The sequence below is a fragment of the Paenibacillus silviterrae genome, from assembly GCF_030167925.1.
GTDB classification, from domain to species: Bacteria; Bacillota; Bacilli; order Paenibacillales; family NBRC-103111; genus Paenibacillus_G; species Paenibacillus_G silviterrae.
The window spans coordinates 2,773,005-2,791,233 of sequence record NZ_JASKUT010000001.1; the positions used below are offsets into that span (position 1 = coordinate 2,773,005).

At 48.0% G+C, this 18,229-nt stretch carries 13 protein-coding genes and 1 riboswitch; of the genes, 7 read left to right on the plus strand and 6 right to left on the minus strand.

The annotated features are described in order from the left end of the window. Positions 1 to 2: 2 nt before the first annotated feature. From mqnC to metA, 3 genes are all read right to left on the minus strand, one after another. Positions 3 to 1,145 carry a cyclic dehypoxanthinyl futalosine synthase gene (mqnC, locus tag QMO62_RS12725; RefSeq protein ID WP_284641332.1) on the minus strand — a complete coding sequence of 381 codons (1,143 nt, stop codon included), beginning with the start codon at positions 1,143 to 1,145 and terminating at the stop codon, positions 3 to 5. 126 nt (positions 1,146 to 1,271) lie between these two features. After that, the gene (locus QMO62_RS12730) at positions 1,272 to 2,450 is read right to left on the minus strand and encodes an aminotransferase class I/II-fold pyridoxal phosphate-dependent enzyme (protein WP_284641333.1); all 1,179 of its coding nucleotides are present in this window, start codon (positions 2,448 to 2,450) and stop codon (positions 1,272 to 1,274) included. Further along, positions 2,447 to 3,373, minus strand: a complete 927-nt coding sequence (gene metA / locus QMO62_RS12735) for a homoserine O-acetyltransferase MetA (RefSeq protein WP_284641334.1) — start codon at positions 3,371 to 3,373, stop codon at positions 2,447 to 2,449. The genes QMO62_RS12730 and metA overlap by 4 nt, the downstream gene beginning before the upstream one ends. Positions 3,374 to 3,493: 120 nt before the next feature. Continuing rightward, positions 3,494 to 3,645, minus strand: a riboswitch (SAM riboswitch). A 457-nt stretch (positions 3,646 to 4,102) separates the two neighbouring features. Between metA and corA the strand changes: the two genes are divergently transcribed. Next, the gene (gene corA / locus QMO62_RS12740) at positions 4,103 to 5,038 is read left to right on the plus strand and encodes a magnesium/cobalt transporter CorA (RefSeq protein WP_284641335.1); all 936 of its coding nucleotides are present in this window, start codon (positions 4,103 to 4,105) and stop codon (positions 5,036 to 5,038) included. Positions 5,039 to 5,070: 32 nt separating this feature from the next. Here corA and QMO62_RS12745 read toward each other — a convergent pair whose 3' ends face one another. Then, positions 5,071 to 5,403, minus strand: a complete 333-nt coding sequence (locus QMO62_RS12745; protein WP_284641336.1) for a coiled-coil domain-containing protein — start codon at positions 5,401 to 5,403, stop codon at positions 5,071 to 5,073. 136 nt (positions 5,404 to 5,539) lie between these two features. Then, complete coding sequence (locus QMO62_RS12750) at positions 5,540 to 6,541, minus strand: HRDC domain-containing protein (RefSeq protein ID WP_284644934.1); 1,002 nt, start codon at positions 6,539 to 6,541, stop codon at positions 5,540 to 5,542. Positions 6,542 to 6,761: 220 nt separating this feature from the next. Here QMO62_RS12750 and QMO62_RS12755 point away from each other — a divergent pair, with 220 nt between their 5' ends. Then, positions 6,762 to 7,055 carry a hypothetical protein gene (locus QMO62_RS12755; protein ID WP_284641337.1) on the plus strand — a complete coding sequence of 98 codons (294 nt, stop codon included), beginning with the start codon at positions 6,762 to 6,764 and terminating at the stop codon, positions 7,053 to 7,055. A gap of 143 nt (positions 7,056 to 7,198) precedes the next feature. Here QMO62_RS12755 and QMO62_RS12760 read toward each other — a convergent pair whose 3' ends face one another. Next, positions 7,199 to 8,602 carry a DUF4832 domain-containing protein gene (locus QMO62_RS12760; protein ID WP_284641338.1) on the minus strand — a complete coding sequence of 468 codons (1,404 nt, stop codon included), beginning with the start codon at positions 8,600 to 8,602 and terminating at the stop codon, positions 7,199 to 7,201. A 203-nt stretch (positions 8,603 to 8,805) separates the two neighbouring features. Between QMO62_RS12760 and QMO62_RS12765 the strand changes: the two genes are divergently transcribed. Genes QMO62_RS12765 through pelG form a run of 5 tightly spaced genes read left to right on the plus strand, consistent with a single transcriptional unit; the run spans position 8,806 to position 18,227 of the window. Further along, positions 8,806 to 10,962 carry an NAD-dependent epimerase/dehydratase family protein gene (locus QMO62_RS12765; protein ID WP_284641339.1) on the plus strand — a complete coding sequence of 719 codons (2,157 nt, stop codon included), beginning with the start codon at positions 8,806 to 8,808 and terminating at the stop codon, positions 10,960 to 10,962. After that, positions 10,955 to 11,887: a hypothetical protein gene (locus QMO62_RS12770; protein WP_284641340.1), complete on the plus strand. Its 933-nt coding sequence runs from the start codon at positions 10,955 to 10,957 to the stop codon at positions 11,885 to 11,887. The genes QMO62_RS12765 and QMO62_RS12770 overlap by 8 nt, the downstream gene beginning before the upstream one ends. Further along, positions 11,859 to 13,691, plus strand: a complete 1,833-nt coding sequence (locus QMO62_RS12775) for a DUF2194 domain-containing protein (protein WP_284641341.1) — start codon at positions 11,859 to 11,861, stop codon at positions 13,689 to 13,691. Before QMO62_RS12770 ends, QMO62_RS12775 begins: the two co-directional genes overlap by 29 nt. Next, positions 13,660 to 15,150 (plus strand): GT4 family glycosyltransferase PelF, encoded by a 1,491-nt coding sequence (pelF, locus tag QMO62_RS12780; protein ID WP_284641342.1) that lies wholly within the window; start codon positions 13,660 to 13,662, stop codon positions 15,148 to 15,150. The genes QMO62_RS12775 and pelF overlap by 32 nt, the downstream gene beginning before the upstream one ends. Next, positions 15,126 to 18,227, plus strand: a complete 3,102-nt coding sequence (pelG, locus tag QMO62_RS12785; RefSeq protein ID WP_284641343.1) for an exopolysaccharide Pel transporter PelG — start codon at positions 15,126 to 15,128, stop codon at positions 18,225 to 18,227. The genes pelF and pelG overlap by 25 nt, the downstream gene beginning before the upstream one ends. The last annotated feature ends 2 nt before the right edge of the window (positions 18,228 to 18,229 follow it).

An 18,229-nucleotide genomic window follows, 5' to 3' on the forward strand; every position in this document is an offset into this window, starting at 1 on the left:
CATTAGTTCTGCATAATAAAATCTTTATCTACGCGAGTTGCTTGCTCGTCGTCAAACACGCGGAGAATATCATACTTTGTGTTGCGCTGTGCCGGAATTTTGCCGGCCTCTCTGATCAGGCGCAATATGCTCTCAATATTCACCTTATGTGTCGTACCCGCAGCGGATACCACATTTTCTTCAATCATAGTGGACCCGAAATCGTTGCATCCATAATGGAGGGACTGCTTGCCGACCTCCGGTCCCATGGTCACCCAGGAGGACTGGAAGTTCGGAATGTTATCGATCATAATGCGGCTGATCGCCACATTTTTCAAATAATCCTCGGCACCCAGCTTCTCGGCCTTCATGTTCGTGTTATCCGGCTGGAAGGTCCACGAGATAAACGCTTTGAATCCTTCGGACGGCCAGCCGTTTGCTACACATTCATCCTGCGCATCCCGGATCCGCAGCAAGTGCAGTGCGCGCTCCTCGCTCGATTCCCCGAAGCCGATGACCATGGTACCGGTAGTATGCATTCCTACGCGATGGGCCGTCTGCATGACGTCCATCCAATCGCGCCAGGACCCCTTCAAGCGGCTGATCTTACGTCTTGTCCGATCATCGAGAATCTCCGCTCCCCCGCCCGGCAAGGAATCCAGACCCGCTTCATGAATTTGTCGAACAACCTCCTCCAAGGAGAGACCGTCCGACACTTCCTTCATCTTCATGATCTCTGCAGGGGAGAACGAATGCATCGTAATCTGAGGAAACCGTTTCTTAATCTCACGCAATAAGTTTGTATAATAGCTAAAAGGCAGGTTCGGGTTCGTGCCGCCCTGCATCAGAATCTCCGTACCGCCTACATCGATGGTTTCCTGAATTTTCTGGAAAATAACCTCATCCGGGAGAACATACCCTTGCTCCGAGCCTGGTGGACGGTAAAATGCGCAAAACCGGCAATACACATCGCATATATTGGTATAGTTTACATTCCGGCCGATGACAAACGTCGTAATGGGTTCCGGATGAAACCGCAGCATGATTTGGTTGGCGACATGGCCCATTTTCTCAATCTCGTTCGACTCGTAGAGCTCCATGCAGTCTTCTGCGCTGATGCGGTTTCCGGCTAATGCCTGATCTAGAATGCGGTCTATAGAACGCATACGCTTCACTCCTTTATGAGTCCATCCTAACATAAAAGCAGCCTTACGGCTACATCAAAAGACCGCCATCCAGCGCTGAGGCTCGAGGCGGTCGGTAGGTTATGGCATTTATGGATCGTGCGATCCTTACTTCTTCCCTTCAAGCTCAGCCTGAGCCAAATCAATGGCACGGGAAAGATCCGCAATCAAATCGTCAGCATGCTCGATCCCTACGGAATATCGCAGCAGCTTATCGTCCACCCCGACCTTGCGGCGAATTTCCTCCGGAATGTCTGCGTGTGTCTGCACCGCCGGATACGTCATGAGCGACTCTACTCCGCCCAAGCTTTCAGCGAAGGCGATGAGCTTGATGTGCCGTAGGATCGGTTCGATGTACCGCGCATCCTTCATCTTGAAAGAGAAGATCCCGGTATTGCCGGAGGACTGCTTCTTCTGGATTTCATGACCCGGATGGGATTCCAGCGCAGGATAATACACAGACTCTACCTGCGGGTGATTCTGAAGGAAGGTGGCGATCTTCGTCGCATTCTCCTGGTGACGCTCCATACGAAGCGCCAGCGTCTTCATCCCGCGCATCAGCAGCCAGCTGTCCTGCGGTCCCAGAACGGCGCCGATCGAATTGTGCAGGAAGGCCATTTGCTCGGAGAGCTCCTTGCCCTTAGTCACGATAAGCCCGGCGAGCACGTCGTTATGTCCGCCCAAATACTTGGTCGCGCTATGGATGATGATGTCGGCCCCGAGCTCCAGAGGACGCTGGAAGAACGGCGTCAGCAGCGTATTGTCAACGATAGTAAGAATGTTTTTCTTTCTCGCCCATCCGCATACCAGCTCGAGATCGGTAACCATCATCAGCGGATTGGTCGGAGTCTCGATCAATACCGCCTTCGTATTCGGCTGCACGCCGGATTCGAGTGCATCCAGATCATTCGTGTCCACGTAGGTTGCGGTCACGCCGAACCTGGACATGATTTTCTCAAGCAAACGGTAGGTACCGCCATAAAGGTCTAACGAAACGATCAAATGATCACCTTGGCTGAACAAGGCGAAAATCGTCTGCAATGCCGCCATGCCCGAGCTGCAGGCGAACCCGGCGTCACCGGATTCCAGCTGAGCGATGGCGTCCTCGAGTACCTTCCGCGTCGGGCTTTTCGTACGGGCATAATCGAAGCCTGTGCTCTGCCCGAGCTTCGGATGGCGGAATGCCGTCGCCTGGTAGACAGGGAAGCTGATCGCGCCTGTCACCGGCTCTTCTTGAGAACCGATCTGTGCGAGACGGCTCTCGATTTTCCAATTCTCATGACTCATATGACGTACTCTCCTTTGTGAAGATCAAACGGCGTTTCCTGATACACATAATAATTCAGCCAGTTGGAGAACAGCAGATTCGCATGCGCACGCCATGTATTCAACGGCTGTCTCGAAGGATCGTCGTTCGGGTAATAATTTTGGGGGATATCAATCTGCATTCCTTTGTTCACATCGCGGTCATACTCATTCTTCAGCGTACACGCATCGTATTCGGAATGGCCGGTAATGAAGATCTGTTTCCCGTCCCGCGTTGCCGCAATATAAACGCCGGCTTCTTCGGATTCGGACAAAATCTCCAGATCAGGGTGACGCTCGATATCCTCCCGCCGCACTTCCGTATGGCGTGACTGTGGAGCTAGGAACAACTCGTCGAAGCCGCGCAGCAGCTTCACATTAGGGCGGTTCACTGTATGAGGGAACACGCCGAACAGCTTCTTATCCAGTGCATACTTGGGAACATTGAAGTGGTGATACAATCCGGCCTGGGCCGCCCAGCAAATATGCAGCGTCGAGGTTACGTTCTCGCGGGACCATTCCATGATTTGCTGCAGCTCCTGCCAGTAGTACACATCCTCGAAATCAAGCGTTTCTACCGGAGCTCCGGTAATAATCATCCCGTCCATCCGCTCGTGCTTGACATCCTCGAAGGTTTTGTAGAATTGAGCCAAATGCTCCTGCGACGTATTTTTCGAGGTGTGCGTTTTCGGGTGCAGGAGCACGAATTCGACCTGAAGGGGAGTATTGCCGATAAGTCTCAGCAGCTGAGTCTCGGTCGTTTCCTTCGTCGGCATCAAATTCAGGATCGCGATGCGCAGAGGACGAATGTCCTGATGAAAGGCCACGCTTTCATCCATCACGAAAATATTCTCATTAATCAGCACTTCTTTCGCCGGTAAAAAATCAGGAATCTTAATAGGCATTTGGCTCACTCCTTCGAATGTAGGATTGGGATTCGTCGTTTCCTGCGCCTGCCGCGGAGCACCAAAAAAGGCCATCTTCGCGCGGGCGAGAAGAGGCCTTTGTATATATCACATCGTCCTCTCTCATCTCTCAGAAGCTTACATACCGCTTCCGCAAGATTTAGCACCGTGCAATTCTTTGCCTTTTCATCGTGTCGTCGTCATCGTGCGCAAAGAAATTGTCGGTTGCCGGGTATCATCGGGCTAGTCCCTCCACCTGCTCTTGATAAGAGTTTGAAACCGAATCTATTCAATTGTTTTGGGTTAATACTAATGTAATCGAAATTACGGTCTTCGTCAAGCATCGATATTGGGACGCCTACACCCCTTAGGCCCCCATAATCCGGCACCAAACGCCCTCAGCACTCATATACTAAGCAAAAGGCAAGGATTTCAACGCAACTCCTGCCGTTTTCTCCTTGAATTGTGAAAAATGAAGGTTTATACTAGACAAGTATCTTGGACAAATCGTGTAAAGGGGTGCAGTATTTCGAATGGACGGAGACCCGAGGAGTAGTATCTCTGTTTGGAACAACCGCATACAATTCCGTCAAGGACGTTGCGGCCTCTCGCGTTACGTTCGTTCGGCATCCGCTGACATGCTACGCCTGTAGTCCGCCAGTTTGCCGACAGCCGACCGCTGCTGCCTCGAAGCCTTGACGGAACACTTCGTACAAGGGGGAGAGCGCCATGAAAGCACGCTTGGTGCAGGACGGCATTTTTACACTGGTGGAGGATATCACTTTAACGATGGAGGCGCCCGAACGGGGATTTTATTGGATCGACGCCGATATCGAGGACCTTGAGCTGCTTCAGCCCTTATTCCATCTTCATGAGCTGGCTGTCGAGGATTGCTTATCCGAGGAGGAGCAGCGTCCGAAGATCGAGCTCTATGACACGCACTATTTTATCGTCATGAACAGCATCCGTTTTGACGACGAAGAGATTTTTCTTCGCGCCTTAAATATCTTTTTGGGGAAACATTACATCATCACGGTTACGCGCCAGAAGATCAATGAGATCCGTGCGTTGAAGCCTATTCTCTGGGAAGAGGAAGTAACCTCGCCCGACCAATTTCTCTATCACCTGATGGACCTCGTTGTCGATAATTATACCAATGTCGGCGATCGGATCGAAGCGAAGATTGAGAAGCTGGAAGAGGATATTCTGATGCACACGAAGAAATCGCATCTGAACGAGATTATCGGATTGCGAAGTGAAATTTTGTGGCTTAAGAAGGTGCTGATTCCTCAGAAAGAGGTTATCGCCACGCTGAACCGCAAGGATTTGCGGCTGATCAGCGAGCCTCTTCGCAAGTACTTCGGCGATATTTACGAGAATGCTGTAAAAATCTCGGAAACGTTCGATACGTTCCGCGATTTGATGGGCAACTTGAGAGAAGCTTATCAATCCAGTATTGCGAGCCGCGCCAACGAAATCATGCGCGTATTTACGGCGCTGACGACGATCTTCATGCCTTTGACCTTCATCACTGGCATTTATGGAATGAACTTTGATTACATCCCCGGTCTCCATTCCGAGCTGGGCGGCTTATATGCCGTATGCTTTATGGTGGTTGTAGGACTGACCATGCTGTGGTATTTTCGCAAGAAGGATTGGCTGTAGAGCCGATCCTTTTTTCTTGTTGTTTGCTGCGGTTAACCGATACTGCGCTGATCCTCGATCTGGCGTACCCGATCGATGGTTGAAACAAGATCCGTTTCGAGCATCCGCATACCCCGCTTAATATGCTTGACGTCGAGAGCCACTTCATCGATCTGAAGCTGCAGGCTGTGATGGACGCGGTCAAGCCGATTCTCCAAGGAATCCATCCTGCTGTCCAATGAAGTGATTCTGCCTTCTAATGAATCGATTCTACCGTCCAGTCTGACCTCCATAGTGTCAACTCGCGTGTATAACGCATCCAATTTGGCGTTCGTGATCTCCTGGTTCTCCAGCACGGCCTGCAGAATGGATTTGATTTCCTCCATGTTCTGTTTCCTCCTTGGACTCTCTTATCTTCATGATACTCCAGTGCCTGCTCGTCTTCAATAGATTTCCATCTGTTTCACGGAAAAAGAGGGGGCTCCAAACGGAAGCCCCTCACCCTTCCTGGCATTATTGCTCTTACCCCGCCTCTCTTGCCGTAGTCGCAGCATTCGTCCTGCGGAATTTCAGCCGCAATAGCCGAAGCCATTCGTATACCCGATCCGCGTCCTTAGCCGACAGCTCCTCCTGCTTGTACATCGCTTGCAATATCGGCTTAAGGTACCGGTCCCCTTGCAGCTCGAAGGCCTGCCAAGCCGCCTCGCGTTCCTTCTCCGGCACCTCGCTCAGCATCCTATCGATGTAAGGCTCCAGATCATAGCCCTCACGGTCGAGCTCCTCAATCCACAGCAGCAGATCTCTTCGCTGAATGCGCGATTGCTCCTGGAGCGAATCGATTTTTTCCCCCTTCGTAATCACCTCAAGAAGCTTGCGTTTGGTCTCTTGCTTGTCCGCCTCCGCCTTCCGCTTCCTCTCCTTCTCCTGCAGCAGCCATGCGAAGAACTCCCCCTGCGTGACCTCTTCCGCCACCCACGACAGCGGGAAAGCACGCTTCTGCTCCTGCTCCGCCGTCATGGACAAAATATCCGCCGCATAGAGCCCCGCCTTGTTCTTCCCGATGCCCGGAAGCTGCAGCAGCTCCTCCTCCGTTTTCGGAACGAAGGTGCTGATCAGCTTCAACACCCGGTTCGTTGCGATGATGAAGGGCGCCTTCCCCTCCTTGCCTGCCTGTTTCAGTCTCCATTGGCGAAGCTGGTCGTAAAGCTCCTCGTTGCTATTCGCTTCACTGTAGTAGTGGAGACGCTGAATGTACATGGTCCTCCCGTCCACCGTAAGATCACCGGAACCCATTTCCAGCAAGGGGATAAACCCTTCCAGCTGCTTCTCCAGGATCCGTTCGCGGAACACGGCCAGCATCTCATCCCAATGAATACCCTCGTACCAGGACTCCTGCGAGGCTCTCCCGTCCTCCTTAATATCACTCCACATCACGTACCATGTCCCCTGTGCCTCGCCGATCGATACCTGGGCCGTTCTTACCCGATCCTCCTCTGTCTTCTTCTCCAAGCTGTTCAGAAACATCAAATTCAAGATGAGTCCCCCTTCAATGCAAATAAGATTTTCCAAACGCAAAAAAGCACCTCTCCTACGAAATCGTAGAAGAGGTGCTTCCTCTTTTGGTTTGAAATTATTACCATATTATCATAGAAAATCCTGATCCGCAAGTCCGAATTTTGGATAGGGTCGACCTTTACCGGACAAACTGTTACCAGAAAACGAGAAGCTTAGGAGGCCTGCACCAATGGAAGAAAACCGCAGTCAAGACGGCTTCATTGAGGAAGATAAGCACGTTTATACGGATCTGGCTACCGTAGAATCTCAAAGGAACGATCTTACCGCCGAGGAATTCCCGGAGGGTCCCTACGGCTCCTCTTTACCGGTGGAATCCTTAGGGAAAAGCACTCCGTGGAGAGAAAGCCAGCGTTCGAACAATCGCTTCACTTACGAGGATCGCGAGTTTCACGCGGGCATGTCCCGCGAGTATCCCGGGGATCATCCCACTCACGATTCGACTGGGGATGATCAGCCGCACTAAGAGCACGCCCAATACGGGCGTGCTTTTTTATAACATTAGAATTAACAAGTTTTGAGCGGAGCTCAAGGATTCTAATGTTTCAAGAAAAGCTTCCTCTTGATCACGAATGTACATCCCCGAGAGGGCTTCGATAGAAGCTTTTCTTACCGACTATACACGGAGACTTGACCCAGAGCATACCTTCCGTCTGCTCTCCTCCCGTCATTGGCAAATTCAATCCCAGGAATTCCACGCTCCGGATCCAGAATCGCCACATTCACTCTGTACTTTCCGGCAGGAAGGTCGTCAGGGAGCCGGAGCGCCTCAAGGAACTGATGCTCACCAGGAAGCCATTCTCGAATGTCCGCCGCTGCAGCCTTTTGGTAAACGATGTTTCCTTTATCATCGGATAGGGAAAGCTCAACCGGCCACTTATAGTAAAATGGAGCCACTCCTCTATTCGTTACGGAAAGCTGCACATTCAATACCCCTCCCGCCGATACTTGTTTTTCATGGGTTTCCCTAGTAATGACAAACCGGTAACCTACCGTTTTCAGGAATCGATCGATATTAGCCTGCAACGGCCCATCCTTCTTCGCCTGAAAAGGGGAGCTTGGCCCCATCCACGTAACATGGGTAAGTCTTGCCTGGCGAATCGTCTCCTCGATTTGTTCGTCCTCAAAGTACTTGGTAGGATGTGAAAACTCTCCACCGCTGGGAGCCTTCGTCCAAAAATCCGGCATCGCAGGTTCCGTTTCCTTCGTCAGCCATGAGGTATACCCTTCCGTATACCATTTCATAAACCCGGATAGGGTCGATACGGTTTTCCCGAATGCATCGTTAAACAAACCCATTTGGTGATCCAGGGCTACCTGATGAGGTCTTCTCATCAGCAGCTTTTTATCCGGAAAATACTTAACGTAATGGAGTGCATATTGGTCCGTAATTTCGTGCTTTGGGAAGGGGATATAGATTGCCTCATCGTCCCATGTATGCCACTCACCCCAATGCCCAATGCTTCCAAGCTGAATAAAGGCGATTTGCGGGCTCTTATTGTATCGCTGCCCGAGCTCCTTCATTAGACGTTCATGGTTTTCAATTAGTACGGGATTCGCATAATCGGGGCTGAAGCCCTTTCCATAATCGTTATCATACCAATGGCCCTTCTCACCCATTTCTGAATAGAGCCAATCAGGAATATCCATGTGGGATCGGCTGCTAGGATAATCTAACACAACCCTTAGTACAATTTTAACATCCTTGCTTTTCCAGAAGCTGAAGTTAAATTTCTTTTCAATACTGTCAAATTGAAAAAAACCCTTCTCCGGCTCCAGCTCCCTCCAACTGAGGTTCGCATGCACCATCCGGACAGGCTGCTCTGACTTAACATTAGTAGCATCGATCGAGAATCCCATATAAGGATTAGTAAGAACCTGATCCGTTTCGGAGGGAATGTAAGTAATTTTCTTTGACGTTTCTTTTGCATGACTGTATCCTAAGGATAGTAGCACACCGATACATACCATGATCAGCATCGATAATGCGGCAAACAAGCTGCGAAATTTCATAGGTGCCCCCTGTTACAGGTAAGATAAAAGATTAAAGATTAGCTAAAGCAAAGTTAAATATTCCCATGTCATAGTTCATTATACCTATAATATGGTATAGTATAAGTATATCTTCCCTTAAAACACATTTTTCGTAAAGTGTTTTTTATTTTCACCAATTTTTGTAACATTATGTCGATTTATATCGAATGCCGAGGTGCATTATGAGAGTTTTAATTACCGGAGGGTATGGATTTATCGGCTCCTTTGTCGCCGAACGTTTCCATAAAGAAGGCTATGAAGTATCCATAATGGATAATTTATCTACAGGCAACAAGGATAACGTACCCTTTAAACATAAAAGCTACTTACTCTCTGTTGAGGATCGTAATTGTGAGGAAATCTTCCGCAGCAACCGGTTCGATCTGGTTATTCACTTGGCTGCTCAAGTAAATGCAATGAATTCTATGGAAAACCCCAGGCAAGATACCCAAAGCAACGTTCTCGGGTTATCCAACATGCTTTCTTTATCTCAAAAGTTTAATGTAAAAAAGTTTATTTTTGCATCCTCTTCTGCAGTTTATGGAGTGCTCCATCAGAAAGGCATTACCGAAGAAACTCCATTGAATCCGGTAACTCCTTACGGAATCAATAAAATGATTGGCGAAACCTATTGCAGTAAATGGAACGAGATGTATGATCTGGAGACGATATGTTTTCGCTTATCCAATGTGTACGGGCCGCGGCAGCATCAAGTGTTAGAGGATTCTTCAACGTTATTTACGGGTAAAAGCACACATTTGATTGAAAATGACAATATTCTGCATGACTTTATTTACGTCGAGGATGTAGCGGAAGCATTTTACCGCGCCTCCTACTCAAGTTTAACCGGTATTTTCAATCTTTCCTCCAACACGGCTAACGAAGCTAAAGAGCTGATTCGGATCCTGGGAGGAACAGTAAGCGGAACGTTTCGCGGATTTAGGCCCAAGGATCTGAAGCAAGCGACATTGGATAATACAAAATTGATTCAGCAGCTCGATTGGATCCCCAAGTATTCGTTCGAGGAGGGCGTCCGTAAGACACAAGATTGGTTCATGCATCATAACAGCAAGCTAAAGAAAGAAACCAAGAAAGCTGATTCGGCTCCTTCTCCGTTCTATCGCATCATGAAGGTATTGCTCCCTTACATTGAAAATTTCGCAGCTTTTTTCATTACGGTTTGGCTTACTTTCTCATTAGATGGGTATTTGTTGAATCATATCGATTTCAAGCTGTTCTACATCATTATTATGGGTATTTTTTACGGAAGTCGTCAGTCCATCATTGCCGTAGCCTTGTCAACCTTCTTCTATATGTACTTGCAGCTTGATCGCGGCAGAGAATTGCTATCTCTTTTTTATGACCCCGACTTCTTCTTTAATGCGGCAGTGTATATTTTTATCGGACTCGTTGTCGGCTACTCTACGGAGAGGAAGCTTTATAACGTCGTTTCCATTAAACAACAATTGATTGCTTGGGAAGAGAAGTATAAATTCTTACTTGAGGTCTATAACGATACCCGGGCCGTTAAAGATGAGCTGCAGCAGCAAATTATGAACAACGGAGACAGCTTCGGGAAGATCTATTCCGTTATTAAGGAGCTTGAGAGTCTAGAGCCTGAAAAAATATTTACATCGACGATTAGTGTTGTGGAATCTATCATGAAAACCAACACCGTAACCATCTATACCGTAAATAAATACAAAAGCTATCTTCGTTTGGTTGCCCGCTCCAACAGCCATATGGAGGTTTCCAAATCGATTAAGGTTGAGGACTATCCTTACCTAAGACAAATCATGGAAGTAAAATCGCCATTTGTCAATAAGGAGCTTTCGGGAGAGCTGCCCTTGCTTGCAGCTCCGGTGCTTAGCAATGGCGAGGTCGTAGCGATTATCTCCATTCATGATATGAAGTTTGAGCATTTTACGCTGTATTACCAAAATTTATTTAAGGTCATGGTTGACTTGATTTCCTCAGCCTTGACCCGTTCTCTTATTCACGTTGAAGCAACGTCAAACAGGCGGTACATTGAAGGAACGAATGTGCTGACCCCAGAAGTGTTTGCCGATATTCTCGTAAATAAAAAAACGGCAAGCTCAAAGCACGGAATCAGCTACGTTCTCTTATCCACCGTTGAGGCAATGGATGCGTCGCACGAGTACTCGCAAAAAATCGCAAAATCGTTACGCGAAACGGATTATATCGGTATGGGGCCGAATGGAGATATACAGGTGCTTCTCAGCAATTCTTCCTTAGATGAGGCTCAATTCGTGCTTGACCGATTCCGAAGCAACGGAATTCTGCTGAAGGTGATTAATGAGGATGCCAATTATGCTTAAATGGATCTTTTTATTATACATGCTGGGCTGCATTCTCCTGCTAGGTCTTATCTTTAGAAAGGACAAGAAAGAATTCGCCGTTCGCCTCGTCATTGCCCTTTGTTTGCCTGTTGTAGGCTTCTTAATGCCGAACTTCTGGCCTAAACGATGGGTCGACCGCGGTAAATTATCGACACGCGTGGACCAGCTTGCTCTTCTTGAGGAAGCAAACGATGCTACACAATTTCAAGCAGGCACTCTATATCGTCCTGAAGCGGAAAAAGAAATGAACGTGGTGCCGCTTGAGGAAACGCTGCTGGTAAACGATCTGACGGCACGGAGGCGTGCTATGATAGACCTTCTGAAGCAAGACTCTTTGGAGTACCTTGAGGTGCTGCAAATGGCCGTGGGAAACGAGGACACGGAAACGTCTCATTATGCCGTCAGCGCCATTGTAGAAGTGAAACGGAAGCTGACCTTAGCGCTGCAGGAAATGTCCGTTGCCTATCAGAGCAATAAGAATGACCCCCACTTGGTGCGCTCTTATGCTGACATCCTGAAAAGCTATATGAGGAGCGGTTTTCTTGATGATCGGACCTTACTGAAGCACCGCCATACTTACTCTTCATTATTGGGTCAATTACTTGAGCTGGCTCCCGACTCACCCGGAACGTATAGCGAAAAGATCGCAAATGATTTGGAGCTGGCCGAATATGCCGCTGCGGAGAATACCGCCAGAACCTTTCTTGAACGTTATCCTCGCAGCGAGGATGCTTACTTGAGCTTGATGAATGTTTATTATTCCACTAGATCTTATCATCGGTTAATGGAAGTAGTTAATGAATTGAAGGCCTCGCCGGTTCGTTTGTCCAATCCTACCTTAACGATGATACGATTCTGGTCAGAAGGAGCACGGAATGAAATCGAAGGTCAGGCTAAAGCGTAATGTGTATTTTATTGTTGTGGGTATCATTTTACTTGCTTTTGCCATCCAGGTAACACAATCTCAATTTGTTCTAAATTTCAGTAAAAATAAAGCCATTCATGACTCTGTCTCCGCTTGGAAGCCTGTTGCTGCCGACCCGCTTCTTCTGACTCCTTCGGGGGAACCCTACTGCGTAGCCTTTGCGTCGGATAATGATTTCAGCAGCAAGGTAAAAAACAACGTGGAACGGGTCCTTCGATATATGAAAAAACCGGTGAAGCTGTTTGATGTGAGCAAAGCTGAATTCAAGCCGAGCGGCTGCTCTACGGTCATTGTTACGATGGAAGAGCTTACGCAGTTGGGGGACATCGATGCCGTTGCACATTACGTAGAGAGCGGCGGGTATGTGCTACTCGCGGTCCATCCTATGCCCGACGATAGTTTTTATAGATTGTATCGCAAGCTTGGCATAGTAAACACCGGTGATCTGGAAACCGCCAAGGGAATTCATCTGACCTCCAATGTGCTGCTTGGGGAGAAGGATCTGCTGGTGGATGACCCCTTCATCACCAACACGGTGATTACCGTAGAATTGGATGAAAAGAGCCAAGTGTTAGCCAAAACTGCCAACGGGATTCCCTTACTTTGGAAGTATCCTTATAAGCAAGGTGCCTTTATGGTTTTTAACGGCACCATGCTTCAGGAAAAGCTCAACCGGGGCCTCATCTCGGGAGCCCTCAGTCTGTTGCTCCCTGATTTTATTTATCCGATCTTCAACACCAAGCTCATGTATATTGACGATTTTCCCGCACCCATTCGTAAAGGCTTGGATGCACGACTATACAAGGAGTATCATCGAGATATTCCTACTTTCTTCAAAGACGTATGGTGGCCCGATATGCTGAAAGCGGCCAAGCTCAATAACGTCAAATATACTGCCGTATTGGTTCAATCGTATAACGATCGGGTGAATCCTCCCTTTGCCGCTCCGGACGATGAGGATATCGGCGGTTTGATCTCCTACGGCCGTGAAGTGATAAAGAGCGGAGGGGAAATCGGGCTTCACGGCTACAATCACCAATCGCTTCAAACCAGCAATGAAGTGGCTGACGAATATGGTTACAACGCTTGGAACAATGTTAGCGATATGGAGGACTCCATAAAGGAATCCGTTCGCTTCGTTTCCCAGGCATTTCCGAATTATACGATGATGTCTTACGTCCCCCCTTCCAACGTCCTTTCGTCCGAAGGCAGGGAAGCCTTGAAGAGAGGTTGGCCGGCGCTAGCTGTCATTTCATCGCTGTACGGCGAGGATGCGACCCAGTTGTCCTATGTACAGGAATTCGAAATCGCGTCGGACGGTATCCTGGAGATGCCGAGGATCACCTCCGGTTATTTCGAACGTCCGTTCGATCGTTGGTTTGAAGCCAATGCGATTACGACACACGGTATCTTTTCACATTTTATACATCCCGATGACATGTTCGATATGAACCGAAGCTCAGGATTGTCGTGGGAAAAACTTTACAAGCGTTATGTCGACATGCTGGACAGATTAAAAACCGTTCATCCGTGGCTCCGCCCCATGAATTCAACCGAGGCTGCCATGGACATGGAGAAGGTGCTTAACAGCAAGGTTCAGTTCATAAGGAACGGCAATAAGCTTCAAGGCACTATCGAACCCTTTGCCGACAAACAGTACTTTATATTCAGAACCACGAAGAGCATCGGTATCTTGTCAGGCTGCGAGATACAAAAGATCGATACGGGAGCTTATCTCGTGACCGCTCATCATGCGGATTTTACTATTGAATTGGGTGATTAGCGAAATGCGCGTATGCATCATTGCCGAGGGGTCCTACCCCTATATTACCGGAGGGGTTTCCAGCTGGATCCATTCGTTAATTACAAATTTGCCCGAGCATGAATTCATCATTTATGCGATCGCTGCGCAAGAGAAGCAACAGGGTGAATTCCGTTACAAGCTCCCGCCGAACGTTATCGAGGTGAAGGAAACCTTCTTAGACACCTATCTTCGCGAGCACGGCGAATGGGGACATCGCTTCCGCTTAACCGCGGAGCAGCAGCTTGCCTTCCAATCGCTCCTTGGCGGCGAGGGCCATGTGGACTGGGGAGGGATCTTTACCCTGCTGCGTACTACCAAATTTAAGGTTGCAGCCGATTTTTTGATGAGCAAAGACTTTTTCGACGTCCTGGTTGAAATCTGCGGACAAAAATATGCGCACGTGCCCTTTACGGAATTTTTTTGGACCATACGCTCTATGGTGCTCCCGCTCTTCATCTCCATCCGGAACGACATTCCGGAAGCTGATTTATACCACAGCGTATCAACCGGCTATGCAGGTGTCATCGGAGCACTGGCCAAGCATATTTACAACAAGCCCTATATTCTTACGGAGCACGGCATTTATTCTCGGGAGCGCGAAGAAGAGATAATTAAAGCCGATTGGGTAAAAGGTTACTTTAAGGACCTTTGGATCGAATACTTTTACCGGCTCTCCAGCTGTGCCTACGATTATACGGATGAAGTTATCACCTTGTTTAATCGAAATCGGGAAATTGAAATTGAACTCGGCTGCGACCCGGAGAAAATTCATATTGTTCCCAATGGGGTTAATGTAGCGGATTATGATGAGCTGATCGATACGATCCCTTCCGATGAGAAGAAAGTACGGCTCGGAGCTATCGTTCGCGTCGTTGCCATTAAAGACATCAAGACCATGATTCAAAGCTTCGCCCTTGTGAAACAGGAAATCCCCGAAGCAGAGCTGTATATCATGGGACCGACCGAGGAAAGCAAGGAATACTATGAGGAATGTTTGCAGCTCGTCGAAAGCCTGCAGGTCGAGGATGTCATCTTTACCGGAGAAGTCAATGTTAAACAGTATTTAGGACGAATGGATATGATTCTGCTTTCCAGCATCAGCGAGGGCATGCCGCTCGCCGTACTGGAAGCCATGGCTTGTGCCAAGCCCTGCGTGACAACGGATGTCGGGAGCTGCCGGGAGCTGCTGCTTGGGACGGATGACAGCTACGGACCCGCCGGAATGGTCGTTCCGGTCATGCATTACGACCAAATGGCCTCTGCCATCGTGAAGCTATGCAAAAATAAAAAGCTCCGTGAAGAGATGGGCCGTAACGGACTGATGAGAGCACGAAGCCTTTATACAAGAGAGCGATTTATAGAAAGCTACCGTACCCATTATGCGTCATATATTCCGGGAAAGGAGGCAGGATCATGGCAGGCGTCGGATTTGAATTAAAAAAGCTGTTTAACGAACACGGCCTGACAAGTACAGCTAAGGCTTATGCTTTCTCTTCCGTGACGACTGTAGGGCCTATGATTCTTTGTATGACGATGATGATCGTACTGCAATGGTTCATGACAATAAACGGATCTCCATTCCTTGAACGGGAGCTGTTTCTTTCAACCGTTGTTTACTGCTTTATCTTCTCCGTTCTGCTGACGGGAGGCTTATCCATGCTGCTCAACCGTTATATTGCGGATATGCTGTTTGTTAAAAAGTATGAGCACATGCTTCCATCGTATTATGGAGCCATCGTTCTCTGCATGCCCATAGGAGCCCTGATCTGCTGGTTGTTCCTGCGTGATGTTCCCTCCTCCCTAGGATATAAGCTTGCAACATATCTGCTATTCTCTGAACTGACCATTATCTGGATCCAATCCGTTTACTTATCGGCTCTTAAAGACTACAAAAGAATTGTTAGAAATTTCTTCTATGGCACGGTTGTTTCCTTGGCCGGAGCATGGATCGTATTGAAATATACGTCCTTTAACGCTGCTTCTACCGTAGTGACGATGATGAGTATCGGTTTTTTTCTTATTCTCATCCTCAACGCGAGACATTTTCATTTCACATTTCCGCCCGCAAGCAGCAAGCTGTATTGGAGCTTTCTCTCCTATTTCCGTAAGTATCCGGCCTTATTCTTCATAGGGACCTTTTTCTATGCCGGTGTCTATGTGCACAGCTTTATTTACTGGTCAGGTCCCTTTCATTTCTGGGTTGCCGAGAAATATGCCATTTCGCCATTCTACGATTTGCCCGTATTCTATGCTTATTTGACGGCTGTGCCCACTTTGGTTACTTTTGTCGTTTCAGTGGAAACCTCCTTCTACGAGAAATATAAACAGTATTATGCGAGAATTTTGAGCGGAGGAACCTTGCTCGACATTACCAACGCCAAAAAAGATATGAATCGTGTGCTCATGCACGAGATCAGCTTCGTAATGGAGGTGCAGCTCCTCTTCACCATCATCTCCATCGCTCTGGGTATTAAACTTCTTCCCATGATCGGCTTTACCATGGAGCAGCTCCATGTCTTCAATATATTAGTTCTTGGCTATTTCTTTTTCATTATTGCCTTTGTCGTCATGCTGCTGCTGTTATACTACGATGATAGGAAAGGGGTGCTCCTCATCAGCAGTCTGCTAGTCGTTCTTAATGCCGCTCTGTCTTACTGGACAATGATGAAGGGCTACCATGGGCTCGGGATGTTTATCGCTTCTCTCGTCACGCTAATACTGGCACTTGCCCGTATCGTCAGTTATGTACGCAATATCGATTATTACACCTTCTGCGCTCAGCCGATCACCACGCGGCGCAAGGAGCCTCTTTGGAAACGCTGGTCCGGAAAATCTTCATCGGCGGCTGTCATCGTTCTGCTGTTCCTTATTTTAAGTGGATGTACGTCTGCAGAAGATTCCCAAACGGCGGTCGAACCGCAGCCTCCTGCTCCTACCCCCATCGCTCCTATAGGGCTGAGCGAGGATAAGAGGATCTATGAAAGAGACCAGGACAATTCAGTGATACCCTTATATATTACCATCCTTCCGGATAAGCCTGACGAGGGAAAGCCGTTATCCTGGTACGAGCTCAACCGATTGCCTGCAGAGACTAGGGATAAAAATTTAAAGGTGATCATGCAGGAGGGTGCTCCCGATGGGAGCGGCCCAAAGAGCGGCATGTTCGGATATGGAACAAGTGAAGCCAACGGTAAGATCAGCCTGCGCGGGAAGACGGCACGCTACGCATCCCAGCGTTCTTACAAAATTCGGTTGAACGACCAGGCGGGCTTCTGGCGGGATCAACGGGTCCTGAATCTAAATAAGCATTCCTACGATTCCTCCCGAATCCGCAATAAGCTTAGCTTTGATATCTTTGAAACCTTGCCGAATATCGCCAGCCTGCGCACACAATTTGTACATCTTTACGTGAAGGATCTTTCGGAGAATGCCAAAGCAAGTGCACCCTTTGTGGATTACGGATTATATACGCATATAGAGCAGGCGAATGAAACCTTCCTTAAAAATCATTGGCTGGATCCCTATGGCCAGCTTTACAAAGCGGTGATGTTCGAATTCTTCCGATATCCGGACGAGCTGAAGTCTTCCTCGGATCCGTCCTTCGATAAAGAAAAATTCGAAACGAGGCTTGAAATCAACGGAAGCGATGATCATGATAAGCTCCTGGCCATGCTGGATGACGTGAATAATATGTCCATCCCGATTGATGAGGTCATGGCGAAGCATTTTGACCTGGACAACTACTTAACCTGGCTTGCGGCTAACATTTTAATGGATAATATGGATACGGACGCCCAAAACTTTTTCCTCTATTCCCCATTGAACTCATCCAAGTGGTATTTTCTTCCTTGGGACTATGACGGAGGGTGGGAGATGCAGCGAAGCGTGAAAAGCATCAGTGAGTACTCCATGGGAATCAGCAATTATTGGGGAAGCGTGCTCCATAACCGCTTTTTCCGAAGTGAGAAGAACGTTCGGCTTTTAAAGGATAAAATTGATGAATTGTATACTGCCATAAATCATGATACGGTAGAGAAAAGATTGCAGGTTTACAAGGATATTGCAGTAAAGTATATGTCCCGAATGCCTGACAATCAGTTTCTGCCTATTCCCATTGCCAAGCTGGATGAAGAGTTTAAGCGCATCAGCCAGGTTCCTGTTCATTCCATCGAACGCTTCAACAAGGATATACAGAAGCCAAAGCCCTTCTTCCTTAGCGACTTGGAAAAAGTTGAAGGCAAGTATATACTTCGTTGGGACATTGCATTCGACTTACAGGGTGACGACATAGAGTATGATTTCCTTATGGCGAAAGACCCTGAGTTTAAGCAAATCGTGGACGAAAGAAAAAAGCTTAAGGTTACGAATGTCACACTAAACAGCCTGCCGCCGAGAAATTATTACTGGAAGGTTATTGCTCGCGACCCCGAAGGTCATGAACAAATTGCATTCGATATTTATTTTGACGAGAAAGATACTCCTTATTATGGTATGAAAGAGATAAAGGTGGAATGAGA